The sequence below is a fragment of the Streptomyces koelreuteriae genome, from assembly GCF_018604545.1.
Taxonomy (GTDB): domain Bacteria; phylum Actinomycetota; class Actinomycetes; order Streptomycetales; family Streptomycetaceae; genus Streptomyces; species Streptomyces koelreuteriae.
On the sequence record NZ_CP075896.1, the window covers coordinates 4,225,497 to 4,244,354 of the forward strand.

An 18,858-nucleotide genomic window follows, 5' to 3' on the forward strand; every position below is an offset into this window, starting at 1 on the left:
ACCGCGGGGATCAGAAACTTGAAAAGATAATATACGGCTACGCCTACTGCCAATGCCGAGGACGCCAGCAATGATGCCTCGACTCTTGACCGCCGGGAGTAACCGATCAGGAAGGCGAAGCATGCCCACGACCATCCCACAGAAAATACGACGCCTACGGCCTGGCAGACCGGGTTGTCGAATTTGCTCGCGAATGGGCCGACAGCGCCGAGGAGCGCACCTGCCACGAGAACTGTCGCAATACGAGCGATGCGACAAGGCGTAAATTGTGGGATTTTCATGACCCTACTCTGTGGCAATTTCTCACGCTGAGAAAATCCGCCCCCGGCGGTGGCCGCCGGGAGCGGACGGAATTAGTACTTAGCGTAGTAGGTCTTGCACGTGTACGCTGCGCCCGCGGTCATATTGGCGTAAGACCACTTGCCCTTGGCCTCCACAGCCTTGTTCGACCCCCCAGCCAGCTCCACGGTCGACCCATGCATCACCTTGGAGTGGTAGTAATTCGAGTAGCAGTACTGGCCATCGCCGGTGAGGTTCTTCCCGTAGCTCCAAGTTCCGCCACCAATTTCGAGGACGGTCTTCGGCCGGATGCCTCCCGTGGAGCCAGCCGTGAACTCCACTACGCCCCATTCCTTGGGGTCTCCCAGCGCGGCAGGCGGCTGGGTGCCGTCACCCCTGGTGTGGGCAGTGACGGTGACCGCGCCAGCGGTCGGCGCCTGGACGCTGTCCGCAGTGGCCGGGCCGGCAAGGGTGCCCGCAGCCAGGAACCCACCCGCAATAGCAAAAGCTATGGACCTACCGGATGCCTTCATGTGATTCCCCTCCCGTGATGCCCCCGTCGCGGGGGCTGCGGATGGATCTTCCCCCAACCCGCACATCCTGGTAAAGAGACGCTAAAACACTTGGCCAAAAAGCGCCGACGATGGATGTGTGAGATTTGCATACCCACTCGATGGTTAGTTCCGCTTCCTCGTAATGGTCGTTTGAGTGTGTAATGTCCGGCATGCTGGACTGGTGCCGCCCCGCTCCATCCGTGAGCAGGGCGGGCAGTGAGGTCGGAGGCGTACCGTAGGCCGATTCGCCATCCCGGGCAGGACGATCTATGCCGGCTACGTCAGGGAACGCCTCAAGCGCCTCCTCCAGTCGGCTACCTGATCGAGGTGTACATGTGCGCGTACGAGCCGGCGCCCCCATCAGCCACCGCGCTGTGGCATATCAACTCATCCCATTGAAGATGCTGGTGAGTAGTAGGCGTGGTCGGGGATGTTGTACCTGCCATCGCCTATCGCATGAGCCTCTGCGCCTTCGGTACGGTCGTGGTCGTGTCTGGCGCACGTCGGGTTGGTCACCCGTAGGCATGCGCCAGTTGATCGCGCGCGACTAGGGGAGCTGGTACGGGCATGGCGCTTGACGCTGCTCGATCGCAAGAGGGGTTCACTTCGACGAGGGCCGCGCAGGTGATGAGCGCGGCCTGCCTGGCGGCCGGGTTGGACGACAGAGGGGCAGAGCTGATCCGGCTGGGAGAGAACGCGCTCTTCCGCCTGGACGCAGAGCCAGTGATCGTGCGAGTGGCGCGGGGAGAACCGTGGCTGCCCAAGGCACGCGTTGAGGTTGCGGTGTCACAGTGGTTGGCCGAGGAAGGGTTTCCTGCCGCGCGCCTGGTCGACGGGCTGGAGCAGCCGTTTCTGATCGATGGCCACCCGGTGACCTTCTGGCGGCTCATCGTCGAGGACAGCCGTAAGGCCACGTATGGGGAACTCGGCGGCATCTTGCGGGACCTGCACTCCATGACGTTGCCCGTTGGCCTGGAGCTGCCCTCGTTCAACCCCTTCGACAAGCAGGAACTGCGGATCAGCCAGGCAGCGATCCCGGAAGATGACAGGGTTTTCCTCCGCAAGCGGTGGAGTGAGCTGCGTGACCAGTTCGAGGGCTTGCGGTTCGAGACGCCCAAGGGGCCGGTCCACGGTGATGCTCACGTGCAGAACCTCATGGTGAACGACCGGGGGGAAGTCATCCTGATCGACTTCGAGGCATTCTGCTTCGATCGCCCTGAGTGGGACCTAATGGTTACGGCCACGGAGCACCACAGTCTGGGGTGGCAGACCGACGAGCAGTACGCCGACTTCGTGAGGGCGTACGGGCGCGACCTGCACGACTGGCACGGCTACGACACGCTCCGGCGGCTCCAAGAGTTCGGCATGACCACGTGGCTGATGCAGAACGTGCAGGAGAACGAGGGGACGGCGGCCGAGTACCGCCGGCGCATCGCAGCCTTGCGGAACGATGATGCGCCGCGCGACTGGCGTCCCTGTTAGCTGTTACTCGTCCTCGTCCAGACGGGCGAGCGCTTCGTTCACCTGCTCATTGAAGGCCACGACGGCGGGGTTGGCCGCGTACGCACTGACCTCCGCCCGAAAGTCGGATACGTAGCGCTGGAAGCGGGAGGACTGGAGGGAGTCGCCGCCGTCCACGGCAAGGCTGGCTGTGGTGACGGCGGCTTCCAACTCTCCGTTCAGGAGCTGGCTCTGTGCGAGCACCATGCGACAGAAACCGAGGGTGCGGGCGTACTGCGGGTCAGTGCTGTCCACAGCGCGCTGTGCGTGCTCGACCGCTTCACGGCGCATCCTCAGATCGCGGAAGCAGTGGCAGAACTCGCCCAAGAGTTCCGCGTCGTCGAAGTAGCTCAACCACAGTGGGTCCTCGGCACCGTCAGCGCGCTCGAAGTGGCGCTCAGATTGGTTCATGGCGAGTGACGCCCCGGTGAGATCACCCGCGTTGGAGAGCGCTCGGGCTTCCATGGCCCAGTAATTCGCCATGGCACGCGGGGTCGCTCGGCCCTTGGCGCCCTCGACTGCTGCGCGGGCTAGCTGGATGGCCTGGGCGTGGTTGCCGAGATAGTTCGCCTGGTGGCTGAGGTTGCCGAGGATGCGGGCGCCGAACATGCGGTCGTCGATGACCTGGGACAGTCGCAGAGTCGACGTGAGATAGCGGTGGGCGAGTGGGTGGTTGCCGGAGTCGTATGCGGTCCACGCGAGCAACTGGGAGACCTCGGCGGCGGCGCCGAACAAGGCCGTGCCTACCTTCTCGCTGTAGCTGGCGCTGAGCAGAGGCAAGACCTCATGGCGGAAGTAGTGACGCAGTGCCTTGTGGCCGTGGCCTCCGCCGTACTTGAAGTCGAGTTGCATGAAGGTGGCGGCGGCGTCCCTGATTGCCCGGACGTCGCGCATGCCGACTCGCTGCTGAGCGGGCTTGTCGGTCTGGATGCCGTCCGGGCGCGCGATCATCCAGGACAGGACGGCGGAGCTGAGATCTGAGTCCGAGACGATCAGTTGCTCGGATGTGACGGTGTCGGCCCGTTCCTGGGCGAGTCCATCCAGCATCGACAGCACGTCGGGGACCGTACTGGGATAACCGAGCGGTTCTGGAGTGGCCGGCCGTGTGTGATCGAAGAAGCCGAGATCACCGGGAGCGATGCGGCGGCCGAGTTTGGCGCTCAGTACGTCGGCCATGAGTGCCGCTGTCTGAGGCTGGATGCCCGCGCCGTCCCGCCATCGCTGTACTGATACGTGCGTTGTTCCAAGACTGATGCCGCGCTGAGCGGCGGCGTCCTTCATGCGCTTCGCCAGGCCCTTGTTCGAGACCTTCGCCTCGTCCATGACGGCGATTAACTGCGCGTTCGGCTCTCGGCTCATGCTCCCCTGCCAACCCGAGAATGACGGCGAGTGTTCATCGTGTCACAGCAGTATCAGCCTTGGGGGTTCATTGATGAACCCCCTTTGCCTTTGCCGGTGTTCACGTGAACCCCCTGGTGAACGCTCCCGGTCACGCCCTTCTCGCCGTGTACTGGCTTGCGTGAAGCAAGCGGTGCCGTGAGAGCCGCGGGGCCTCGGAAGGGGAAGTGATGGATGCGGGGAAGACTGAACGGTTGGCGGGTGAGCTTGACGCGTACGCGCACTGGTTCGTGCGACCGGAGCCGTCCTTCGACGGGCACTTCCTGACGTTGACGCTCTTCGCCGAGTTCGGTGACACAGCGCGCGTCGCTCGCGACATGACGGCTGTGTTCCTCCGGGGCGCTGGTGCCGATGCCATCGTGGGTGACGCCCAGTTGGTGGTCTCCGAACTGGTCGGGAACGTGGTGAACCATGCCGTGCCGGACCGGCACCTGTCCTCCCCCGGTGCCTGCCGACGCATCGACGTGATCTTCAAGATGTTCCCGAAGTGGCTCTTCATCGGTGTCGCTGATGAGGACTCGACCCCTCCGCTGCTTCCGACGGGGGAGGTGTTCTCTCCGGGGTTGCTCGGAGACCTGTCTGAGGCGGTGCTGCCCGACACCGGTCGGGGACTCCTCATCCTTCAGCGTCTGACGGCGGCGATCTGGTGGACGCCGGAAGAGCGCGGCGGAAAGACGGTCTGGTGTCGCTTCGATCTGAACGACGAGGTGGAGCCGGTACCGCACTGATGATCTCCGGGCTGCCGTCCTCGTGTCGCTCTTTCGCGATCAGGAGCGAGCGGCGGCCCGGTAACCGGCCGAAGTCTGACCCCTTCGGCCAGGGCGCGGCTCCTCCGGGCTTCTGGGAGCTCCCCTCCACACCGGAGGGCCGCGCCTGACAACCACAAACCGAGACCGGGCCACCCCATCAGCCCTGGAAAGCGAAGGGTGGCCCGGCTGGGAACGCGGCGGTTCCCGGTGCCTGATGGTACCGGGGCCGCCGTGCTGCGTTTGCGCCCTGGTCCAAGGAAGTTGACGATCCGTTACTAGATCAGGGCAGAGGTGGCAAACGTGACTGGCTCGGGTGAGGACTGGCTGAGCGACGGTCTGAACGTGACGGGCGCGGACTCCGGGCTCTGGGTGTCCGGCGTCGACTACATCGCGGGATGGCGTGAGGCACGAGTGGCGGCCGATCGACTGAACCGGGCGCTCCTGAGCGTGGGTTTCGAGCTGTCCACCGTACGGGCCGTCGCCTCGACGAACGAGGATGGACGCGGTGTGGTGCGGCTGGCGGGCTGGCCGGACGCTGTGGATCGCCTCGCTCAGCTCCTGGGGGTGCGCTCGGACGGCGACGGTGGTGCAGCATGAGGCGCCTTTTCGCTGGTGAGCGGGGCACTTGGGCACGTCGCCGGCCGCAGAGACTTTGGGCTGGAGCTGCCATGGGGCGAGTGAACAGGGGGCCTTACGCTGGCCCGGCGAATCGGGCAGGCAGTTGCCCTGCCCGTTGTAGTGCCCGATTGGCCCCCTGTTCTTCGAGGCTCGCCCCGTGGTGGCTGCCTAAAGTCTCGGAGGCCGTCGACCCCCAGCCCGCCACGCCCCTGCCCGTGACAGCGGGTCGACGCCATGACTCCTTGGGCGTGCTGTGGGCGGGGGCGCCCGGCGACCGGCCGGGACCGGCGTCCACGCCGCACGCCCGGCCGGGGCGGCCGGGCGGCCCGGCGCGCCGCAGGCGCGCCCTTGAGGAAGTAGAGGCTGTTTCGACCGATGCTGGTTGTCGCTCAGGTGCGGGTGCGTCGCGCGGACTGCTTCTCGGCGGTGATCCGGTAGGCGAGTTCGGCACGGTCCGCGCCGATGCTGAGTTCTTCGAGGGTCAGTGGGCGATCGTCGGCGCCGTGTGCGACGCGGGCGACGTGAAGGATCGGGGTCGCGTCGGGGAGCTGGAGGGTGCTCCGCTCGTCGGGCAGCGGCATTCGGGCGCGGACCGTCTCCGACCACCACAGCTTGTGTCCGTCCTGGGCGAGCACTCCGTAGATCGCTGCCGGGGGCTGGCACGGCTCCTCAGCGAGCACTGGAACCGCCTCGGCGACTTCGAACGGAATCAGCATGCGGTGCATTGCGCGGGCACCCGTAGCCGTGTCGATCAAGAGCCGGTCGCAGCCGAACACGGCCTCTTCCTCACTGAGTCCCAGCAGTCGACCTGTGGCTTTCGTGGTCCGGGTGCGGTAGCTGCTCGGCTCCTCGGCCTCCTGCCAGGCGTCGCCGTTGGGCATGACGAACTTGCTGTCGGTGGTGCGGTTGATGCGGCGTTCGAGGGTGAGTGTGGGCTGGCCGCTGGAGCGTACGAAGCTGCCTTTGCCGTGGCGCACGTCGATGAGACCTTCCGCCCGGAGTGCGGCGATGGCGTTGCGAACCGTGGGGCGGGAGACGCTGTAGCGGGCCATGAGCTGGGCTTCCGACGGAAGCAGGGAGTCAGGGGCGAACTCGCCCGACAGGATCGCTGCGCGGATGGCGGCGGCGACTTGCTGGTAGAGGGCTCCGGGGCGCTGGATCTCCGTCATCTCGGCAATCTCCGGGTGAGGTCGTAGGTACGTCGCACGCGCGACATCACTCGTCAGCATAAGTAGTTGCACCCTCGCCGTACAGCACTCCATAGTCGTAACTCGTAAGGACAAGTGACGTCAGTATCTCACTGGCGTCCCGACTGGCCAGGGAGGCCAAATCCAATGCAGTCCATTCCCGTGGACACGGCGCGACTCGGCGTACTGCGGTGTGCCAACGCGCCTGAAGTGAAGTTCAGCAACTCCGAAACACAGGAGGTGAAGAAGGACCGGGACGGCAACCCGGTCTACAGCGTGGCCGTCACCGTGCGGCCGGACGGACGGCGTATCTCCGTGATCGAGATCGCCGTGAGCGGTGAGCCCAAGGGGCTGGAAGCGGGCCAGGTCGTCAAGGTCACCGGGCTGACGGCGTTCGTCTGGTCGATGGGCGACCGCAGCGGCGTCAGCTTCCGCGCCGACACGATCACGCCCGCGCACGGACCGGCGGCGCAGGGCAAGGGCGGTGACGCGTGATTGGGCCGACCCTGCTCGCGCTCGCCCTGGCGGTACTGGCCTGGGTGCTGGTCGTCGGTGACCTGGTTCGGCGCCACCGTCCGGCCTGGCACTGGTACGTGATCGGCTACCCCGTGACTGCGTCCCGGGTGGTGTTCACCTGGCGCAGGGTTGCCTTGCTCAACGACCTGTCCGTATCCCGCCTCCCGGCGCGAACGCTCATCGGGCACCTGCTGGTCAAGGGGGACCCGGTCCGGCCGACGGCTCCACGGATCTCGTTCCCCCGGGCTACCCGCATGGGCTTGACCGTGAGTGTGCGGCTGCACGCGGGTCAGACTCCGGCGACCTACCTGAAGGCGGCAGACGCGTTCGTCCATGCCTGGAAGGTTCACGCAGTGCGCGTGACCTCGCCGGAACGCGGGCTGGTCCTGCTGACGGCGATGGTCAGTGATCCGCTACAGCGGCCCGGATTCATGCAGGAACGAATGAGCGTGTGCCGGTCGGCCGGCGTGCGCTCCATATGGGAGCTGCCCGACAAGCTCCGGCCGGTGCCGGTCGTCGTGATCGTTGACGAGATCGCAGAGCTGTACTTGTCCGACGGCCGCCGCGAGAGCAAAGCCGAAACCGAGCAGTGCTCCACGCTGCTGCTGCGCCTGGCCCAGCTCGGAGCAGCACTCGGCGTCCACCTGGTGGTGGCCGGACAGCGGGTCGGCTCCGATCTGGGGCCCGGCGTCACCGCCCTGCGGGCTCAGCTCGGCGGCCGGATCTGCCACCGGGTGAACGATCCCGGCACGGCAGAGATGACCCTGGGCGACCTGAACAAGGACGCCGTGGCTGTCGCGCAAGCCATCACGGCAGAGGAACGGGGCGTGGCCGTGTGCACCGGCCCGGACGGCAGTTGGAGCCGCGCCCGTTCCCACCTCACGCCCACGGAAGAGGCCGTCTCGACGGCTCGGAAGCACGCAGCACTCACCCCGGACCTGCCCGCCCTCAACCGTGCCCTTGCGGCGCCTGAAGGAGACGACAAGTGATCAGCGAAGGTACGGCGTTCACGTTCGCGATGGTCTTCGGGATCATCACCGTCCTCCTCGTCCGCTCCCGCGACGTGCGCGCCTGGGAAGCGGTCTGCGTCGGCCTCTTCGGCCTCTACCTCGGCCAGACCCCGGTGATCTACACCGTCCACGGCCTCGTCACGTGGCTGATCAACGGCTTCTCCCACACCTGACCAGAGAAGGGAACGGAACGGCATGCCCATGCCCCGCGTGAGGTGCCCCCACTGCAAGGGCGACGGAGCCCGCAGGACCTGGACTGGACGGCAGAGGCGCTGCCGCGTCTGTCGGGGCACCGGAACCATCCGCTGAACGTCACCCCGCCCGACCCCACAAGGAAGGTGATCCCCATGACCGACAACGCGCCGCCACCCACCCACCGTGCCGCTAGGGCGGCCCACCCTGGAAGGTCCCCACCATCACACCGGAGCTCACCCCGGCTGACAGGCGCGCCGTCCTCAACCGCGCGGCGCGCCTGCGTCAGCTGTCCGAAGCAGACCGCGACGCAATCGAACTAGCCCAGGACCCGGCGTTTCCCCGCCTGTTGGAGCAGATCACTGCCACCGGTGGCTGCTCGCACCCCGTCCACCTCTCCGGCTCCACCACCGCCCTGGACGGCGCAACCGGCGAAGTCCTCCGCCACTACGACACCGGCAACGAACCCGGTGAACGCCTTCTCGTACGCTGCCGCAACCGCCGGGCAACCGTCTGCCCCGCATGCTCACGCCTCCACGCGGGCGACACCTTCCACCTCGTCCGCGCGGGCCTCCTCGGCGGGAAGAACGTCCCTGCCGCAGTCCGCCACCGGCCCCGGCTCTTCGTCACCCTGACTGCCCCGTCCTTCGGTCACGTGCACCGCGCCGGGGAGCTGTGCCGCCCCCGCCGTGACCGTGGGACGTGCGAACACGACCGTCCTCGGAGCTGCGGCGCTGTCCACGGTCCCGATGACCCCTCCGTCGGCAAGCCCCTGTGCGCTGACTGCTACGACTACACCGGCCACGTGCTGTGGCACGCGCATGCGTCGAAGCTGTGGGATCGGTTCGTCATCGACGTCCGACGGCGGCTCGCCTCCTCGGTCGGCCTCGTACAGTCCCACTTTCGGGACCATGCCCGGCTGTCCTTCGCACGCGTCGCCGAGTACCAGAAGCGGGCGGCCGTCCACGTGCACGCAGTCGTCCGCCTCGACGGCCCGAACGGACCGGCGGACGAACCTCCCCCTTGGGCCGCGCACCGGCTCATCGCCGCCGTGCGGTCCTCCGCTTCCCGTGTCCTGGTCCGTACGCCGTACAGCCCCGCGGTGGGTGAGTTGGCTCTGCGTTGGGGCGCCCAGGTCGACGTGCGCCCGCTGCACGCCGAGGGTGACGGGCCTGACGATGATGCCATCGCCGCCTATGTGGCCAAGTACGTCACCAAGGGAGCGAGCGAGACAGGCGCCGGCATCGACTACAGGGTCACCACCTGGGATGACATCGAGGCTGCGTCCGTGAGCGCACACGTTCGCACTCTCATGCGGACCTGCTGGCGCCTGGGCGGCCTGCCCGAGTTCGAACCCCTGAACCTGCGCACGTGGGCTCACACGCTCGGCTACCGGGGCCACATCCTCACGAAGTCTCGCGCCTACTCCACCACCTTCGCGGCACTGCGGGCCGAACGCGCCCAGCACGTAGGCGGTGTCGACGTCCCTGGGGCGGTCACGGATAGGCACTGGCGCTACGTCGGCTCCGGCCATACCTCGGGCGCTGCGCTCATCGCCGCCGGAATCGCAGATGACATCGCTGAGAACCGCGCCGTCGCGCGGGAAGCTCTCCGAGCTGGCGGTGATGCCAACTGAGCACGACTTCGGCGAAGGCCAGCGTTGAGCGCGAGGAAGCAGCAGTACGAGCGTGGATCGAGCGGCAGCTACGGGACTCTCCCCCACTCTCCGATGACCAATTGCGGAGCGTGGGGGAGATCCTCGGACTTCAGCTCACTCGGAAGTCCGCCACACAGGCTTGAGAAGCTCCGGGTCGAATGTCCTGTTGCCCTTGCCACCCGGCACTGCGATCACGGCGCTCAGCACCTTCTTGATCGCCTCACGCTTCTGTGTGAGCGTCTTCGACCCCCACGAGTTCCTGACGTCTTCCTTGGCTTCCTCGGCCTCCGCCTTCAGAGCTTCGTGCGCCCGCTGATCCGCACGAAGCTCCTTGATCCGCCGTTCGAGGACCGGGAGATTGCGGAAGAACGTCTCATCATCGATGTCCGTGTCCTCGTCGTCGTGCCAACGCCGCTCCAGCTCGTTGCGGCTCCTGACGGCTCGCTCCAGGGCATCGGCCTTGTCCCAGTCCGGTACGTCCTGGGCCTTGCTTGCCGCATCGCGCTCCAACTTGGCGATGACCAGTTCCTCGATGGCCTTGTCTGTCTTGTCGCCCCGCTTGTAGGTCTTGTTGCAGCCGCCGTCCACGGTCTTCTTGCACATGTAGGCGTGCCGATACTTGAGCCAGTCGTTCGCCTTGATCCCGATCATCTTGTTGTTGCAGACCGTGCCGTCCTCCAGCACCTGGCCGCATCGCAGGATGCCGGTCAGCAGGTACTTGTGGACCAGGCCACCGCGCGGCATCCCGGTTCCGCGGCCACGCTCCCTGACCTTGGCCGTGACCGCGAACCACTCCTTAGGAGTGATGATCGACTCCCACTCGCCCACGATGGGCTGATCGTCGCCGTCACGTACAAGCTCGCCCTTGATCTCGCGATATCCACACAGCCGCGCGTTCACCAGGACCTGCTTGACGGTCTGGTACTGGAAGGCGTTCCCGCGACTCGTGATGAAGCCGGCCTCCTTCCACCGGCGCGTGATCTCGGAAATGGAGGCACCCGCGATCACGTCCTTCACCGCCTGACGGATGGCTTCAGCCTCGTCCGGGCGCAACGAGACCTTGTCGTCCTCCCATCCAAAGGGGCGCCACGCCGCTACCGACTGCCCGCGGATCGCCCGGCTGCGGTGGCTGTTCCTGCTCCGACGCTCCTTCTTCCTCGTCTCGCTGAGGGACATGGCGACCCCCAGAAGCCCTTTGATCTCGAAGCCTTCGGCGTAGAGGTCCTGGATGCCGTTCGAGTCGTGGTAGACGCGTCCTTCCTGCGTGGTGAACGCCTTCAGGTACCGCTCCCAGTCACTCGGGCGCCGGTACAGCCGGTCGTCGTTGACTGCCATGACGCCGTGGATCGGGTACCCGTCCGGCGTCGTCCCGGCAGCAAGATCGGCGAGCAGCTGCTCGAAGTCATCGCGAACGATGTTCTCCTTGCTCGCGCTCTTGTCGTTGTCCGTATAGCGGAAGACGACGAGCCATCCGAACCTTCGGGCGGCCTCGGTCATGTCCCGGTGCTGGTCTTCGACGCCGTGGGCATCCTTCACCCGGCCGTCGAACGAGATCCGTGCGTAGCAGACGACGCACTTCAACTCCGGGTCGGAAGCCAGCATGGCGCGCACTTCCTCGACGGACGGCAGTCCCTCGGGCGTACCTCGCAGCTTGCTGACCAACTCCTCGCGCTTGCCCACGTGTTCCCCCTCGGTCCATGTCTGGGCTGCTGGAACGACCGTAGCGCATGTGTGGGTTTCAGTAATGCTCTACAGCATGAAGATCTCGCAGGACATCCGCCGTGAACACGGCGGCACACGGACCGAGATCGAGGAGGGCATGGCGCAGAAGTCGAAGGAGTTCGCGGCGAGCGGGAACCGGGTGTACCTGCCGATCGCGGACTGATCCGCGCCTGATGCGCGCCTGATCCGGCCGTCGGCAGGCCGTGAGGCCGGCAAGCGGCCGACTGGGCACGGGCCGCGAGGGCCGAGGGCTGGGGACACATGGTCCCTGGCCCTGGCCCTGGCCTCCGGGCACGGCCCCTTGGCCTGCGGATGGGTACGCGGAGCCGAACCGGCTTTACTCCGGCTGGTGTTCCGGTCCTCCGTAGTCCGGGCTGGTGTAGTCCGGGCTGCTGTAGCTCGGCCGTGAGCCGCGGTGGCCTTCGTCCGGGCTGGTGAAACCCGGGCGGTCGTAGCCGAGGTGCGGGATGCGGCTGATCGGCGTGGACGAGGAGGTGTGATGCAGTGCGGCGGTCGCGTCCGGGCTGACGAGCGCCTCGCGCAGGAACGGCAGGATGCCCCGCTCCAGCAGGGCCTCGTGCCAGGCGTCCCTGGCCAGGGCCACCTCCCCCTGCAGTTCGTCGTACGGCCCGCCTTCGGCCGTCGGCTTGTTGCGCAGGGCGGTGAGCAGCAGCCCCGCCGCGGCGACGAGGATCGCCACCGCGGTCACGGCGCCGAACACCCAGCCCGTCGTGAGCATGGTCCGCGCGAACGCCTGCTCGGGGTCGAGCATCTGCAGGATGTAGCCAACGAGCAGGAAGATCGCGGCGGCGGTCCCGGCCAGGACCGGTGCCAGGACGGCGACGACGGCGACGGCGCCCGCGCCGGCGGTCTCGGCGACCTCGCCCATGGCGGCGGCGAGCCCCGCCGGGCCCGTGCCCGATTCGGAAGAGCCGGACTCGCGGACCGTCGGCGCGCTCGACGACGACGGCTGGCGCAGTTCCTCACGGACCTTGACGTAGTGCTGGTATTCGGTCGACGCGGCCGCCGTGATGAGCGCGGTGGCGTTCAGCGCCATGGTGCGCAGTTGTTCCGAGTTCAGCCGCTGTCCGACAGCGGCAAGTTCCGGACGGTGTGGGGCGGAGCGCAGCACCTCATCGAGGATCCGCTCGTATTCCTGGCGGTCCTCGCTCAGCAGGTGCTGCGGAACGCTGTTCATGTGCATCCCCCGATGCTCCGTAGGGCTTGGGGCTCGGCATGCTGACGAGCCGTCGGGCAGAAACGGAGGGGAGCCTGCTACGGATAAGCCGATGGTAGAGCCGTGGAGGTGGGCGGTGACAGGGGGTTTACCGAAATTGGCCCTTCACCCGTCCGGTCCTGTGACGGGAAACGCCTGCCCGGTGAACGCTCACGTAGCCAAGGGCAGTTGCTGGACCAGCAGCTTTCCGGCCATGGTCACGCCGCCGTCCATCGCGATGGCGAGTCCGTCGGCGTAGACATGCGGTCCCTCGATCACCGGGTCGCCGCTGTCCTCGTCCTCCTCGGAGCCGACCTCGCCCAGCAGATACGGAATCGGGCTGTGCCCGTGAACGATGCGGGTGCCGCCGTACGTATCGAGCAGGGAGCGCACGGCGTCCGCGCCGCCCTCGTCGCGGAAGGAGAACCGCTTGGTGAACTTGCGGAACAGGTCCCAGACCTCGTCCGCGTCGTTGCGCGTGATCGTCTCGCGGACGGTGTCGTTGACCTCTTCGATGGAACGGCCGTAGTCGAGGTAGGCGGTGGTGTCGGAGTGGACGAGCAGATGGCCGTCGACCTCCTCGACGGCGTCGAGACGGGACATCCACTGCAGGTGGTGGTCCTGGAGGCGGTCCATGTCGGTCTTCTGGCCGCCGTTGAGCAGCCAGGCCGCCTGGAAGGTGGCGGTGCCCGCGCCGGAGTTGACGGGCGTGTCGCCGAACCGCTTGGCGCCGAGCAGCAGCAGCTCGTGGTTGCCCATCAGCGCCTTGCAGTAGCCGCCGGCCGCCGCGGCCTCCGCGGACAGCCGCATCACGAGGTCGATGACGCCGATGCCGTCCGGGCCGCGGTCGGTGAAGTCACCGAGGAACCACAGCCGGGCGGTGCCCGCGCACCAGTTGCCTTCGGCGTCGAGGAGGCCCTTCTCCTGCAGAGCGGCCACCAGCTGGTCGAGATAGCCGTGGACGTCGCCCACGACGTACAGCGGGCCCTGTCCGGTGTTCGGGGGCGGGGCCGCGGAGGTTTCCGGGTCGACGGTCACCTGGACAGTGTCACCCCGGTTGACCACGGGAAGGTCGCGCTGGGTCGGCGTGTATCCCTCGGGATAGGTCTCCTCGGGCGGCGGAGCGACCTCGCCGGAGCTCATGCTCTGGACGTACGGACCGGTCTCGTGGACGTACGCGGGCACCCGGAAGTCGCGCAACGTCGCCGTGCGCTCCACCTCGGGTCCCTGACCGGCCCCCTGAGTCATCGACCCCTCCACCATCAAGCCGCATCTGCACCGCATCGGACTGCCTGGTCGTAGCGGCCCGCCGGTGTCGTGGGCCCATCATAGGAATGCCGATCGCGCCATGTGATGACCCAGGGGTGGTGAATCAGAGCAAGAGTCCAGTTCACCGCGGCTTTCGCCCCGATTGGGCCGGGCTTTGACCACCGTGTGACCGTCCTCGCTTTCTTGCTCTTCGCGAGAACGATCCCTTCTCTCCGGGGGACCGGCCCTGTTTCTCCCCAGGCATGGGACTTTCCCCTCGCCCCGGGTCCGAGGTACCGGACCCGGGGTTCCCCGGTACCGGGGAACTACGCCCCTTCGGGGGACCGCGGCGGGCTGACCGTCGTGCGCGGCGGGCGTCGCTGGGACGACGTGCGCACGATCAGCTCCGTCGGTATCACCTGCTCCACCGGACGGTCGGATTCCACTCCCTCGATGGCGTCGATGAGGAGCTGTACCACCGCCGTGCCGATGCGGCGCGGTTTCAGGGAGAGCGTGGTGATGGGGGGCTCGGTGTTGGCGTACACGGTGGACTCGCTGCAGCAGACCAGCAGCAGGTCGTCCGGTACGCGCAGGCCGTAGCGGCGGGCGGCGGCGAGCAGGTCGGTGCCGTTCGGGTCGAACAGCCCGTAGACCGCGTCGGGCCGGTCGGGGCGGGCCAGGAGCCGGTCGGCGGCGACGGCGCCCGCGCACGGATCGTGCGCCGGATAGGCCTCGTACACCGGATCCTGGCCGACGCGCTCGCACCAGCGCAGGTACGCGGTGGTCGACAGGTGGGTGTAGGTGTCCGTCGTCGTGCCGGTCAGCAGGCCGATGCGGCGGGCGCCGGCGTCGGCCAGGTGGTCGAGGATGCCGAGGACGGCGGCCTCGTGGTCGTTGTCGACCCAGGCCGTGACCGGCAGGGAGCCGGCCGGGCGGCCGTCGGAGACGACCGGCAGACCCTGCCGGACGAGTTCGCTGACGACCGGGTCCTGGTCGGAGGGGTCGATGACGACCGTGCCGTCCAGGGCGACGTTCGACCACACGTCGTGGCGGGAGGTCGCGGGCAGGATGACGAGGGCGTAGCCGCGGGCGAGCGCGGCGGAGGTGGCGGCTCGCGCCATCTCGGCGAAGTACGCGAACTCCGTGAAGGTGAAAGGTTCATCCCCGTACGTCGTCACGGTCAGGCCGATGAGTCCCGACTTGCCGGTACGGAGGGTCCGGGCGGCGGCCGAGGGCCGGTAGCCCAGCCGGTCGGCCACCTCGCGGACATGGCGCCGGGTGGCGTCCGGAAGCCGGCCCTTGCCGTTGAGGGCGTCGGAGACGGTCGTGATGGAGACTCCGGCGGCGGCGGCCACGTCTCTGATACCCGCCCGACTCGGCCGACTGCCTCGACGGGAGGTTTCCGCGCGGCTCACCTGGTGCTTCCCTGCTGCTGTCATGGCGAGCCGATAGTAGGGCTCATGCGGTGGGGTAGTGCGGACGCATATGCAGACGTTGACAGGCACGTTTCTGCATGATCATTTCAGTTCAATTGCCTGGGAAGCCAAGGGAGTTAAGCGCTCTCATGCCAGGACGTGACTTGTCGGCCCGCACGAGCCTGCCAAGGGGGCGAGGTTGCGAAGAGGTCTCAACTCACCTGCACGGGGGATGCGCGCCACGGCGTGCACCACCGGCGCGTAGATATATGTGAGGCGCGCCCCCGGATTCGTACGCCTTCGGGCGGCGATGCCCCTGATGCCGGTGGGACGTGGGAGGCCGGCACTCAGCGCTCCGCCTGGGGTGTACGCAGCGGCGCCGAATCCTCATAAGGTGAGGAGTATTGGATGTCGGCGGCGGTCATGGGCCGCCGGTCTTCGCGAGGAGGACTGCGGTGAGCGAGACGAGCCCCAAGCTGCGCGGCGAGCTGGAGGGAATCCCCACCTACAAGCCGGGCAAGCCCGCTGCGGCAGGCGGGCCGGTGGCCTACAAGCTGTCCTCCAACGAGAACCCGTACCCGCCGCTGCCGGGCGTGATGGAGACCGTGACGGCGGCGGCCGGCAACTTCAACCGCTACCCGGACATGGCCTGTACCGGGCTGATGAACGAGCTGTCCGAGCGGTTCGGCGTTCCCCTCACCCACCTGGCCACCGGCACCGGGTCGGTCGGTGTCGCCCAGCAGCTGATCCAGGCCACCTCCGGCCCCGGCGACGAGGTGATCTACGCCTGGCGGTCCTTCGAGGCGTACCCGATCATCACGCAGGTCAGCGGCGCGACCTCAGTTCAGGTGCCACTGACCGCCGATGACGTCCACGACCTCGACGCGATGGCCGACGCGATCACCGACCGGACCCGGCTGATCTTCGTCTGCAACCCCAACAACCCGACCGGCACGGTCGTGCGGCGGGCGGAGCTGGAGCGCTTCCTCGACCGGGTGCCGGGAGACGTGCTGGTGGTCCTCGACGAGGCCTACCGCGAGTTCATCCGCGACCCCGAGGTGCCGGACGGTGTCGAGCTCTACCGCGACCGGCCCAATGTCTGCGTCCTGCGGACCTTCTCCAAGGCGTACGGCCTGGCCGGTCTGCGCGTCGGGTTCGCCATCGCCCATGAGCCGGTGGCGGCGGCGCTGCGCAAGACGGCCGTGCCGTTCGGGGTGAGCCAGCTGGCGCAGGAGGCGGCGATCGCCTCGATGCGTGCCGAGGACGAACTGTTCGGCCGGGTCGGCTCGCTGGTGGGTGAGCGCACGCGCGTGGTCGACGGGCTGCGCGCCCAGGGCTGGACGGTGCCCGAGACCCAGGCCAACTTCGTGTGGCTGCGGCTGGGGGAGCGCACGGTCGCCTTCGCGCAGGCGTGTGAGCAGGCGGGCGTGGTGATCCGGCCGTTCCCGGGTGAGGGTGTGCGGGTCACGGTCGGGGAGACCGAGGCGAACGACATCTTCCTGAAGGTGGCGGAAGGGTTTCGCAAGGAGCTGTAGTGCTCCGTGAGCCGGGCTTTGAGTCAGGCGTCCACGAGTTCCACGCGCACGGGGTCGCCGCCCCGCACGGTCGCGAGCAGGCCGGGGTCGCCGTCGATGCGGCCCAGGACGTTGCACGGGCTTGCGAGGCGGCACTCCTCGCCCTGTGAGATCGGCGTGGGCCCGTAGGGGAGGGCGAGCGCGTCGCCGTCGGCCCAGAAGGCGACCGTGCCCGGCTCTACGACCTGCCGGGCGTCCGTTTCACGTGAAACCGACAGTCCTGTGTCGAAGTACACCTCCTCGCCCCAGGTGCGGGCGGTGGAGACGAGGGGCAGTGCCTGGGCGAGGGACTGGGCGGTCGGGGTGTCGTCGAGGGTCGCGGTGAGGTGCCCCGCGGGCCATGAGATCCGTATCTGTAGCGGTGTCTGCATGGCGTCGATTCAACAATATGTTGAAGTTCGCGCCAAGGGGTTCGGTTCCGGCAGGGGCCCCCTTTGGGGCTCGAAAGTCCGTGCTGCATAATGGCTTGTGAATGTGAACGCTTTCACAAGCGTATGTAAGGAGCGGCGACGTGGACCTGGCTTTGGCGCCGGAGACCCTGGCGCGATGGCAGTTCGGCATCACCACCGTCTATCACTTTCTGTTCGTCCCCCTGACGATCTCGCTGGCCGCTCTCACGGCCGGGCTGCAGACCGCCTGGGTGCGGACGGAGAAGGAGAAGTACCTCCGGGCGACGAAGTTCTGGGGCAAGCTCTTCCTGATCAACATCGCGATGGGCGTGGTCACCGGCATCGTGCAGGAGTTCCAGTTCGGCATGAACTGGTCCGACTACTCGCGCTTCGTGGGTGACGTCTTCGGTGCGCCGCTCGCCTTCGAGGCGCTGATCGCCTTCTTCTTCGAGTCCACCTTCATCGGCCTGTGGATCTTCGGCTGGGACAAGTTGCCCAAGAAGATCCACCTGGCCTGCATCTGGATGGTCTCGATCGGCACGATCCTGTCGGCGTACTTCATCCTCGCGGCCAACTCCTGGATGCAGCACCCGGTCGGCTACCGGATCAACGAGGCGAAGGGGCGCGCCGAGCTCACCGACTTCTGGCTGGTGCTGACGCAGAACACCGCGCTCGCCCAGGTCTTCCACACGCTCACCGCGGCCTTCCTGACCGGCGGCGCCTTCATGGTCGGCATCGCCGCCTTCCACCTGGTCCGGAGGAAGCATGTGCCGGTGATGAAGACCTCGCTGCGGCTGGGCCTGGTCACCGTCGTCATCGGCGGCATGCTCACCGCGATCAGCGGCGATGTCCTCGGCAAGATCATGTACGAGCAGCAGCCGATGAAGATGGCAGCGGCCGAGGCCCTCTGGGACGGCGAGAAGCCCGCGCCCTTCTCGATCTTCGCCGTCGGTGACGTCGACAAGGGGCACAACAAGGTCGCCATCGAGATCCCCGGCCTGCTGTCCTTCCTCGCCAAGGACGACTTCACCTCGTACGTCCCCGGCATCAACGACGTCAACAAGGCCGAGCAGGAGAAGTACGGCCCCGGCGACTACCGGCCCAACATCCCGGTCGCCTACTGGGGCTTCCGCTGGATGATCGGCTTCGGCATGACGTCGTTCGCCATCGGCCTGGCCGGACTATGGCTGACCCGGAAGAAGTTCCTGTTGCCACAGCACTTGAGGGTGGGTGAGGACGAGGTGCCGCATCTCGTGCTCCTGCCGAAGAAGGCGCTCGGCCCGACCCTCACCAAGTGGTACTGGCGCATGGCGATCCTCACCCTGGGCTTCCCGCTGATCGCCAGCTCCTGGGGCTGGATCTTCACCGAGATGGGACGCCAGCCGTGGGTCGTCTACGGCCTGTTCCAGACGCGTGACGCGGTCTCCCCCGGTGTCTCCCAGGCCGAGGTCATCACCTCGATGGTCGTCTTCACCACGCTGTACGCGATCCTCGCCGTCATCGAGGTCAAGCTGCTGGTCAAGTACGTCAAGGCGGGCCCGCCCGAGCTCACCGAGGCCGACCTCAACCCGCCCACGAAGATCGGCGGCGACTCCCGTGACGCCGACAAGCCGATGGCCTTCTCGTACTAGGCC

Annotated in this window: 17 protein-coding genes and 1 pseudogene; 10 read left to right on the forward strand and 8 right to left on the reverse strand. The window is 67.3% G+C overall.

Features of this window, described 5'->3' with window-relative positions; genetic code table 11:
• Positions 1-353: 353 nt before the first annotated feature.
• On the reverse strand, positions 354-812 hold the full coding sequence (locus KJK29_RS18970) for a lactococcin 972 family bacteriocin (protein ID WP_215120343.1): 459 nt from the start codon (positions 810-812) through the stop codon (positions 354-356).
• A gap of 588 nt (positions 813-1,400) precedes the next feature.
• Between KJK29_RS18970 and KJK29_RS18975 the strand changes: the two genes are divergently transcribed.
• Positions 1,401-2,315 (forward strand): phosphotransferase enzyme family protein, encoded by a 915-nt coding sequence (locus KJK29_RS18975; RefSeq protein ID WP_215120344.1) that lies wholly within the window; start codon positions 1,401-1,403, stop codon positions 2,313-2,315.
• A gap of 3 nt (positions 2,316-2,318) precedes the next feature.
• Here KJK29_RS18975 and KJK29_RS18980 read toward each other — a convergent pair whose 3' ends face one another.
• Positions 2,319-3,692, reverse strand: a complete 1,374-nt coding sequence (locus KJK29_RS18980; RefSeq protein WP_215120345.1) for a tetratricopeptide repeat protein — start codon at positions 3,690-3,692, stop codon at positions 2,319-2,321.
• A 209-nt stretch (positions 3,693-3,901) separates the two neighbouring features.
• Here KJK29_RS18980 and KJK29_RS18985 point away from each other — a divergent pair, with 209 nt between their 5' ends.
• Entirely contained in the window at positions 3,902-4,459 is a 558-nt protein-coding gene (locus KJK29_RS18985) for an ATP-binding protein (protein ID WP_215120346.1), read from the forward strand.
• A gap of 321 nt (positions 4,460-4,780) precedes the next feature.
• Complete coding sequence (locus KJK29_RS18990) at positions 4,781-5,077, forward strand: hypothetical protein (RefSeq protein ID WP_215120347.1); 297 nt, start codon at positions 4,781-4,783, stop codon at positions 5,075-5,077.
• A 410-nt stretch (positions 5,078-5,487) separates the two neighbouring features.
• Here KJK29_RS18990 and KJK29_RS18995 read toward each other — a convergent pair whose 3' ends face one another.
• The gene (locus KJK29_RS18995; protein ID WP_215120348.1) at positions 5,488-6,267 is read right to left on the reverse strand and encodes a GntR family transcriptional regulator; all 780 of its coding nucleotides are present in this window, start codon (positions 6,265-6,267) and stop codon (positions 5,488-5,490) included.
• 165 nt (positions 6,268-6,432) lie between these two features.
• On the opposite strand from KJK29_RS18995, the gene KJK29_RS19000 reads away from it, so the two are divergent.
• From KJK29_RS19000 to KJK29_RS19015, 4 genes are all read left to right on the forward strand, one after another.
• Positions 6,433-6,780 (forward strand): SCO3933 family regulatory protein, encoded by a 348-nt coding sequence (locus KJK29_RS19000; RefSeq protein ID WP_215120349.1) that lies wholly within the window; start codon positions 6,433-6,435, stop codon positions 6,778-6,780.
• The gene (locus KJK29_RS19005; RefSeq protein ID WP_215124351.1) at positions 6,780-7,790 is read left to right on the forward strand and encodes an FtsK/SpoIIIE domain-containing protein; all 1,011 of its coding nucleotides are present in this window, start codon (positions 6,780-6,782) and stop codon (positions 7,788-7,790) included. Before KJK29_RS19000 ends, KJK29_RS19005 begins: the two co-directional genes overlap by 1 nt.
• Positions 7,787-7,984, forward strand: a complete 198-nt coding sequence (locus KJK29_RS19010; protein WP_215120350.1) for a hypothetical protein — start codon at positions 7,787-7,789, stop codon at positions 7,982-7,984. Before KJK29_RS19005 ends, KJK29_RS19010 begins: the two co-directional genes overlap by 4 nt.
• Positions 7,985-8,283: 299 nt before the next feature.
• On the forward strand, positions 8,284-9,639 hold the full coding sequence (locus KJK29_RS19015) for a replication initiator (protein ID WP_215124352.1): 1,356 nt from the start codon (positions 8,284-8,286) through the stop codon (positions 9,637-9,639).
• A gap of 135 nt (positions 9,640-9,774) precedes the next feature.
• Here KJK29_RS19015 and KJK29_RS19020 read toward each other — a convergent pair whose 3' ends face one another.
• Positions 9,775-11,340 (reverse strand): recombinase family protein, encoded by a 1,566-nt coding sequence (locus KJK29_RS19020; protein ID WP_251057859.1) that lies wholly within the window; start codon positions 11,338-11,340, stop codon positions 9,775-9,777.
• A 73-nt stretch (positions 11,341-11,413) separates the two neighbouring features.
• Between KJK29_RS19020 and KJK29_RS19025 the strand changes: the two are divergent.
• Positions 11,414-11,545, forward strand: a pseudogene (locus KJK29_RS19025) (thiamine biosynthesis protein ThiC); the annotation flags it as partial.
• A gap of 174 nt (positions 11,546-11,719) precedes the next feature.
• On the opposite strand, the gene KJK29_RS19030 reads toward KJK29_RS19025, so the two are convergent.
• From KJK29_RS19030 to KJK29_RS19040, 3 genes are all read right to left on the reverse strand, one after another.
• A complete protein-coding gene (locus KJK29_RS19030; RefSeq protein ID WP_215120351.1) occupies positions 11,720-12,586 on the reverse strand; it encodes a hypothetical protein in 867 nt (288 codons plus the stop codon).
• Positions 12,587-12,769: 183 nt separating this feature from the next.
• Positions 12,770-13,861 carry a metallophosphoesterase family protein gene (locus KJK29_RS19035; protein WP_251057860.1) on the reverse strand — a complete coding sequence of 364 codons (1,092 nt, stop codon included), beginning with the start codon at positions 13,859-13,861 and terminating at the stop codon, positions 12,770-12,772.
• A gap of 311 nt (positions 13,862-14,172) precedes the next feature.
• Positions 14,173-15,285 (reverse strand): LacI family DNA-binding transcriptional regulator, encoded by a 1,113-nt coding sequence (locus tag KJK29_RS19040; RefSeq protein WP_215120353.1) that lies wholly within the window; start codon positions 15,283-15,285, stop codon positions 14,173-14,175.
• A gap of 431 nt (positions 15,286-15,716) precedes the next feature.
• On the opposite strand from KJK29_RS19040, the gene hisC reads away from it, so the two are divergent.
• On the forward strand, positions 15,717-16,796 hold the full coding sequence (gene hisC / locus KJK29_RS19045) for a histidinol-phosphate transaminase (protein ID WP_215120354.1): 1,080 nt from the start codon (positions 15,717-15,719) through the stop codon (positions 16,794-16,796).
• A gap of 23 nt (positions 16,797-16,819) precedes the next feature.
• Here hisC and KJK29_RS19050 read toward each other — a convergent pair whose 3' ends face one another.
• Positions 16,820-17,206, reverse strand: coding sequence for a cyclophilin-like fold protein (locus KJK29_RS19050; protein ID WP_215120355.1), 387 nt, complete (start codon positions 17,204-17,206; stop codon positions 16,820-16,822).
• A 140-nt stretch (positions 17,207-17,346) separates the two neighbouring features.
• Between KJK29_RS19050 and KJK29_RS19055 the strand changes: the two genes are divergently transcribed.
• Entirely contained in the window at positions 17,347-18,855 is a 1,509-nt protein-coding gene (locus tag KJK29_RS19055) for a cytochrome ubiquinol oxidase subunit I (protein WP_215120356.1), read from the forward strand.
• The last annotated feature ends 3 nt before the right edge of the window (positions 18,856-18,858 follow it).